Origin of the sequence: Klebsiella sp. HMSC09D12, from assembly GCF_001808475.1 — a bacterium.
GTDB lineage: Bacteria > Pseudomonadota > Gammaproteobacteria > Enterobacterales > Enterobacteriaceae > Klebsiella > Klebsiella oxytoca.
The window spans coordinates 21,219-27,605 of record NZ_KV793413.1 but is presented as its reverse complement, the minus strand read 5'-3'; the positions used below and the strand labels follow the sequence as shown (position 1 = coordinate 27,605).

Here is a 6,387-nt window from a genome sequence, read left to right as displayed (position 1 = left end):
GCCTATAGTCTGTTAATGAGCATTACAGCCTATATGCTGTAATTCCTTGCGTTGTGCTTGTTAACCCGTCGATACGGAAGGTCACTTATGAACACTCAATACGCTTTGAAGACCTTGAATCAGTTACGTCCTGTTTTAATCGGCTTTCGCAAAGCCAATGGACTGACGCAAAAAGATGTTTCTGAACGTTTGGGTATAACACAGCAAACTTATGCCCGACTGGAGGCCAACCCTGCAAGTGCGGGTTTTGAGCGTTTGTTTAGGGTGTTCAGCGTCCTTGGAGTGGAGATCGTACTTTCATCCAGGGAACCATTGTCAGATGCAAAGCCCGAATACGGAGCTATGCACAATGATTCTTCACTTCCAGCCAGGCGGGAGAAATGGTGACGCCAGGCGCTTCCCGGTCTAATTTTTCTGCAGCAAGATTAACCCCTTAGCGGCCTGAAGTATCAGGTTGCTATAAAGCCTTTCATTTCTTCTGTTATGTTAAATACACCATTTTGAGCTATTTCGCTCGGCCTTAAATTATCTCTTCATTCTTCAGTGAAAATTTTATGTCGATCACATTATCGATGAATTTAGGAAATAAGCCGTAAATGAAAATCTATCTTCTTTTAAATTCATCAGTGTCAGTAGCAAATATTACGCATAAAAGAATGATTATTATTATCATTTAAATCATAAAGCTCATGAGTCAATTCCAAAAAATATAATAAGCATTGAAATCATTACCCGTGATTCTGGAGTTTTAACTTTGCCATGTAACCAACCACAAGTTAGTTTCCGGTGTTTTGAGGGGCAGTAAAGTTCTGAAAGCGCGACCAGATCATAATCCCGAAATGTCGTTAAGATATTCTGAATAACGGTTATCCCTGCATGTTGGCAGGCATTTGAAAATATATTTTGTATTCAGGTTGCAGCAAAACGCTTTCTTACACACAGGACTTCATATGCGGCTCAGAAAATTAAAACTGAAAAACTTCAGAGGCTACAGAAACTCTACTGAAATCATTATTGATGAAAGCATGACGGGTATTGTCGGTCGTAATGACTTTGGGAAATCAACGATTCTGGAAGCGCTGGCTATTTTTTTTGAAACAGAAGGAATGAAGGCTGACAAGAATGACATGAACTGTTTCAGCCTAAGAGAAGGGGACGGCCGTTTTGAAATAGCCTGTGAATTTGATGACCTGCCCGATTTTATCATGATCGACGACAGGGTGCAGACCACGCTCGCCTCAGAACATCTGCTGAATGAAGACGGCAATTTTGAAATCGTCAAAACGTTTAAAGCAACGACCTCAGGAAAACCGGAGCAGACCTGCATCCGCTGCATCCATCCCGAAGAGGAGCCCCTGAGAAACTTACTGGCAATGAAAATTTCCGAGCTCAGGGCGGTGGGAAAAGAAGCTGAAAAAAATGTGGCGGATAAACGCACTGCATCGTTATGGCGTCAGGCCATCAGGGAAGCCGCCGCTCCCTATACCTGTTCTGAAATGTTGCTGGATGTCGATAAAGAGTTTGGAACCGACACAAAATCATTATGGGGTAAGATCCTCGATTTGCTGCCCACGTATGCGATTTTCAAAGCCGACAGGGAAAGCAGCGACGGGGATTCAGAAGCTAAAAACCCCTTACAGCAGGCCGTAAAAGACGCTCAGGCTGCGCTGCAGGACAAAATTACAGCGCTGGAAAATGAGATCCAGGACAGCGTACTGGATGTCGCACAGAGAACGCTGGATAAATTACGTGAAATGGCCCCCGAACTCGCCAGTGAACTGACTCCACGATTTAAGGAGAAACCCAAGTGGACCTTCAGTTTCACCCTGGACGGGGAAAATGGCATCCCCATCAATAAGCGCGGCAGCGGGATAAGGAGGCTTATCCTGTTGAATTTTTTCCGGGCTGAGGCCGAGAAGCATGTCGCGGGGACGCCCAGAAATGTGATTTATGCCATAGAGGAGCCTGAAACGTCACAGCATCCGAACTATCAGATGATGCTGATGAAAGCGTTACTGGCACTGGCAGGCCAGCCGCACCGTCAGATTATCGTCACCACCCATGTCCCGGCGCTGGCCGGATTGATCCCTGTCGAAGGCGTACGTTATGTCACCCGAAATGAGGCGGGTGAACCCGTAGTAAAAATGCCGGATGACGCTGTGCTGAAGGAAGCCACTGAAAGCCTGGGGGTGCTGCCAGAGACCGGTATGGAAAGGGCGCAGGGGATAGTTCTGGTAGAGGGAAAGTCGGATGTCACTTTCCTGAGGCATGCGGCCAGTTCATTAAAACAGTCAGGTATGTTGCCAGCCTCTCTGGAGGACGTGAAAATAGTGCCAGTCCTCATAGGAGGGTGTGGCAGCGTCAAACACTGGGTGACATTGAATCTGGCCAACGATCTGGGGCTTCCCTGGTGCGTATTTCTGGACTCCGATATTGGGGGAGACCCTGCACAGGTTCTGTCCATTCAGAAACGTAAAAAAGAAGTGGAGGATGCCGGTAAGGTATTCTTCGCCACGCGCAAACGTGAAATAGAGAACTATCTCTGCCCGGATCTGATTGAAGAAATGACCGGTGTAGCCGTCACGTTTACGGACACCTGTGATGCTAAAAAAATAATTGGCCGGGCGGTGGGAATGAAACCCGATAATGTGCTTGATAAATTCTGGCCCCGGATGACAGCGGAAAGAATCATCTCAAGATCAACCTATCATGACGGAATGCAGGAAAGGATTGAGCTGGTTGAGATCCTGAGCGATATTGTTGCCATGACGAGATAATGTGTAAAAATTATCGCAGCTGCATATATTCCGGTCCACAGCAAAGGACCGGAGTATAGTATATAAAAAACCCGAAATTAATCGGGTTTTAATTATTTAACGTTTAACAGGCTCCCGTGCCCGGGAGTGAATTAAAATTACGCTTATTATGGCTTTTTTGCAATCTTTATTTTTGACTGCCAAGCCATTTATTCATCTGCTCGATTTCACCTTTCTGAGCTTTTATGATGTCCTGCGCCAGCTTTCTCATTTCGGGGTCTTGACCGTATTTAAGCTCGGTCTCAGCCATTGCTATTGCTCCTTCGTGGTGAGCGATCATACCTTTTGCAAAGGCCTTGTCAGGATCGGACTCATTAACGGCGGCCATCATTTTATCATGCATGTCTTTCATGCCCTTCATATATTCCTGCGACGATGCCGAAAAAGGCATGTCTGACATATTCATGTCCAGGTGTTCAGCGGAAATGGCGGGCAGGGAAAGCATGAATATAACAAAAAGGGAGTTTCTGAATTTCATATAATAATTCCTTTCAGACAGGTACCGGTTAAGTGTAGCTGAGTCAGACAAAAAAGCCCCCTGACGGGGGGCAAAAATGTAGCAACGTTGTTTCAGGAAAATCTATCAGGGAAAAGGTAACAGCACGGATACTACCGTCGCATTCAGCCTGCATTGATCATGCGGCGGTGCGCTTCGGCCATGGCCTGATGTGGGCCGGATTGCCCGTTATTCATGAATTCATGGGCAACCGCTGCTCTTTCATGCTCATTCATCGCCGCGTAAGACGTTGACGGGACGGTCGTGGATACCGTGTTATTTCCCATCATCTTCTGATGACTTTCCACCATTTTCTGGTGCGCATCCGCCGAGCCGTTCGTCATGGTTTCATGAGCAATAATGGCCTGTTCATGCTGGTCCATACCGGTCATACGAGGAGCAGTCCCCTGGATCCCGACAGGAGCCGCAGCAGACTGCATCTGGTGAGCAGGAGCCTGTGCATTGTTGACGCGATCATGGATATTCACGGTTTCAGTGGCCCAGGCCGATGAAATTAAACCAAAGCCCAGCAAAGATGCTAATACGATATTTTTCATGATAACTCTCCATTTCTGAATTAGTGATGTCCGGGGAAGTACAACCGGTGTTTTCAGTTCCATAACTGAAACAAGTTCGGCAGCGTTTATTTCTCCGGAAGAGGGCTGGATATTCATTTCCTGGCGTACTCTGACGCCGGGTATTGATGAAGCAATCCAGCCTTCCTGATAAGTTGCACTAATTATATCGAATGGCTTCTGTTTGCTGCATGACAGGCTAATGACATCTTTGTCATTTACATCTTTATTTTCAGCATTGGGTTTCCGGGATCATTTTCTCCAGTCTGGGCACGGATAAGATAAAACGCGTGGAGCGTACGTCTGATTCCACCTGCACTCTTCCGTGATGTGCTTCCACGATTGACTTCACAATCGCAAGGCCGATGCCGCTGCCTTCTCCTTTTCGTTGTCTGGATGGATCCACCCGATAAAAACGGTCAAACAGCCTTGATAAATGTTCTTCAGGGATCGGTTTCCCTGGATTTTCAATCACAAGGTCAAAAAAGCTCTCCTGCTTTCTTATTGAGACGGTGATGGCCTGTCCCTCCGGGGTATAACGCAGGGCATTGGATAACAGATTATTGATCGCTCTTCTGAACATTTGTGGATCTCCCTCAACCAGGCAGGGCATCCCGTTAAATTTGAGCGTGATATTGCGTTCTTCGGCCCAGGCTTCGAAAAACTCGAAGACTTTCAGGACTTCTGCTCTGAGGTCAAAACGGACCCTGTCAGGTATAAGCTGGTTATTGTCCGCCTGTGCCAGAAACAGCATATCGCTGACCATTTTGGTCATCCGGTTATACTCTTCAAGACTGGAGTAGAGGACATCCTCGAGCTCCTTCTGCGTCCGGTCCTGACTCAGTGCGATCTCAGTCTGCGTCACCAGATTGGTGATGGGCGTTCTGATCTCGTGGGCGATATCGGCAGAGAAATTGGCCTGGCGGGTAAAGACATCCTCAATCTTTCCAATCATATGATTGAACGAGATAACCAGTTGCTCCAGCTCAATGGGAACGCGTGTCGGTTCCAGCCGCGCATCAAGATTCTCGGAGGTGATGTTTTTAATGGCATTGCTGACATTACGAAGGGGCAGGTGCCCCTGACGGACAGCGATGCGAATGATCAGAACAATCAGCAGGCTTATCACGACGGCGATCGCAATCAGATTTTTTTTCAGCGCATCGAGGTAATGGAGATGGAAATTAATGGAGAGGCCAGTCAGCATGACATAATTCTGCTGTTTGCCCTGAAATATCGCCTGGCCAGAGGAGGCGATAATCCGGTATGTTTCCATCTTCATTTCAGACCCGGTATCCATCGGTCTCGCAGGATCCTCCACCGTCCAGAGAAAGACATCCCGTGCGCGGCTGTGCTCGCTAAAATCTGCGGAATTCACGGCCGGGTGTAGTGCCGCCCCCTGCGCTGAACTAAAGAGCACTTCCCCCCTGGGATTGAGGAGCAAAAGGGCAACGTTGCGGTAGCTGGCAATCGACTCCTTTATTTTGCTTACTTTTTTTTCATCCGGATCCACCGGGGACTGCAGTATACGGTTCAGGGTAGTGCTGATTTGTTGAAGATCGCTGACATCCTGCTCGGCAAAATGATTTTCAACAGAATGCAGCATAAACCAGGTGAAGGCGATAAAAGCCAGTATCGTGGACAGGCTGATAAAAAAGGTCAGCCGCAGGGCGAGTGAGAAAGGGCGCCTGGAAGGTTTGCTATGCATCCGGGACCTCCAGCATGTAGCCCACGCCCCGGACTGTCTGGATCAGCTTTGTCCCGTAATCGTTGTCTATTTTCGCGCGAAGTCGCTTTACGGCGACATCAATCGCGTTAGTGTCGCTGTCAAAATTCATGTCCCAGACCTGAGAGGCAATCAGGGAGCGGGGTAGCACTTCACCCTGATGGCGAATGAAAAATTCCAGCAGGCTGAACTCTTTACTGGTGAGCACAATGCGGTTTCCGGCGCGACTGACTTTTCTGGAGACGAGATCAACCGAGAGGTCAGCCACCTTAAACTGACTTTCCGTGATCAGCGTGTTTCCCCGCCTCAGTAGGGTCCTTACCCGGGCGAGCAGTTCGGCAAACGCAAAGGGTTTAACCAGATAATCGTCCGCACCCAGTTCCAGTCCTTTGACCCTGTGTTCGATCGTGCCGAGGGCCGTCAGTAGTAAGACCGGCATACCCTTTCCGGCAGTGCGCAGCATGCGGATGATATCCCAGCCGTTCACATCAGGCAGCATGATGTCCAGAATGACTAAATCATACTCGGCTGTCATGGCGAGATGATATCCGGTAAGACCATTATCAGCGTGATCCACTACGAACCCTGCCTCTGTAAGCCCTTTGCTGAGATATTCACCTGTTTTAATTTCGTCTTCGACGATCAATATTTTCATCTTGCTCCCCGTCTGGCTGCTAATGTCATTCTATTGCGCACACGATCGTAATCAACGAATTACCGTAAAAATGACAACATTGTCATTATTCTGTCACCCGACAAACAGAGTGCATTCTG

The 6,387-nt window shown here is 47.9% G+C and carries 6 protein-coding genes; 2 read left to right on the top strand and 4 right to left on the bottom strand.

The window, feature by feature from the left end:
* The first annotated feature begins 87 nt into the window (after positions 1 to 87).
* Both HMPREF3178_RS05130 and HMPREF3178_RS05125 read left to right on the top strand, forming a co-directional pair.
* Positions 88 to 387, top strand: a complete 300-nt coding sequence (locus HMPREF3178_RS05130) for a helix-turn-helix domain-containing protein (RefSeq protein WP_032705312.1) — start codon at positions 88 to 90, stop codon at positions 385 to 387.
* A gap of 563 nt (positions 388 to 950) precedes the next feature.
* Entirely contained in the window at positions 951 to 2,777 is a 1,827-nt protein-coding gene (locus HMPREF3178_RS05125) for an AAA family ATPase (protein WP_004118028.1), read from the top strand.
* Positions 2,778 to 2,943: 166 nt separating this feature from the next.
* On the opposite strand, the gene HMPREF3178_RS05120 is transcribed toward HMPREF3178_RS05125, so the two are convergent.
* The 4 genes from HMPREF3178_RS05120 to silR all read right to left on the bottom strand — a co-directional run bounded on the left by HMPREF3178_RS05120 (position 2,944) and on the right by silR (position 6,268).
* A complete protein-coding gene (locus HMPREF3178_RS05120; RefSeq protein ID WP_004118025.1) occupies positions 2,944 to 3,294 on the bottom strand; it encodes a CopM family metallochaperone in 351 nt (116 codons plus the stop codon).
* Positions 3,295 to 3,437: 143 nt separating this feature from the next.
* Positions 3,438 to 3,869, bottom strand: a complete 432-nt coding sequence (silE, locus tag HMPREF3178_RS05115; protein ID WP_000790483.1) for a silver-binding protein SilE — start codon at positions 3,867 to 3,869, stop codon at positions 3,438 to 3,440.
* Between the two features lie 250 nt (positions 3,870 to 4,119).
* Positions 4,120 to 5,595 carry a copper/silver sensor histidine kinase SilS gene (silS, locus tag HMPREF3178_RS05110; RefSeq protein ID WP_017146625.1) on the bottom strand — a complete coding sequence of 492 codons (1,476 nt, stop codon included), beginning with the start codon at positions 5,593 to 5,595 and terminating at the stop codon, positions 4,120 to 4,122.
* Complete coding sequence (gene silR / locus HMPREF3178_RS05105) at positions 5,588 to 6,268, bottom strand: copper/silver response regulator transcription factor SilR (RefSeq protein ID WP_015572045.1); 681 nt, start codon at positions 6,266 to 6,268, stop codon at positions 5,588 to 5,590. Before silR ends, silS begins: the two co-directional genes overlap by 8 nt.
* Positions 6,269 to 6,387: the final 119 nt, after the last annotated feature.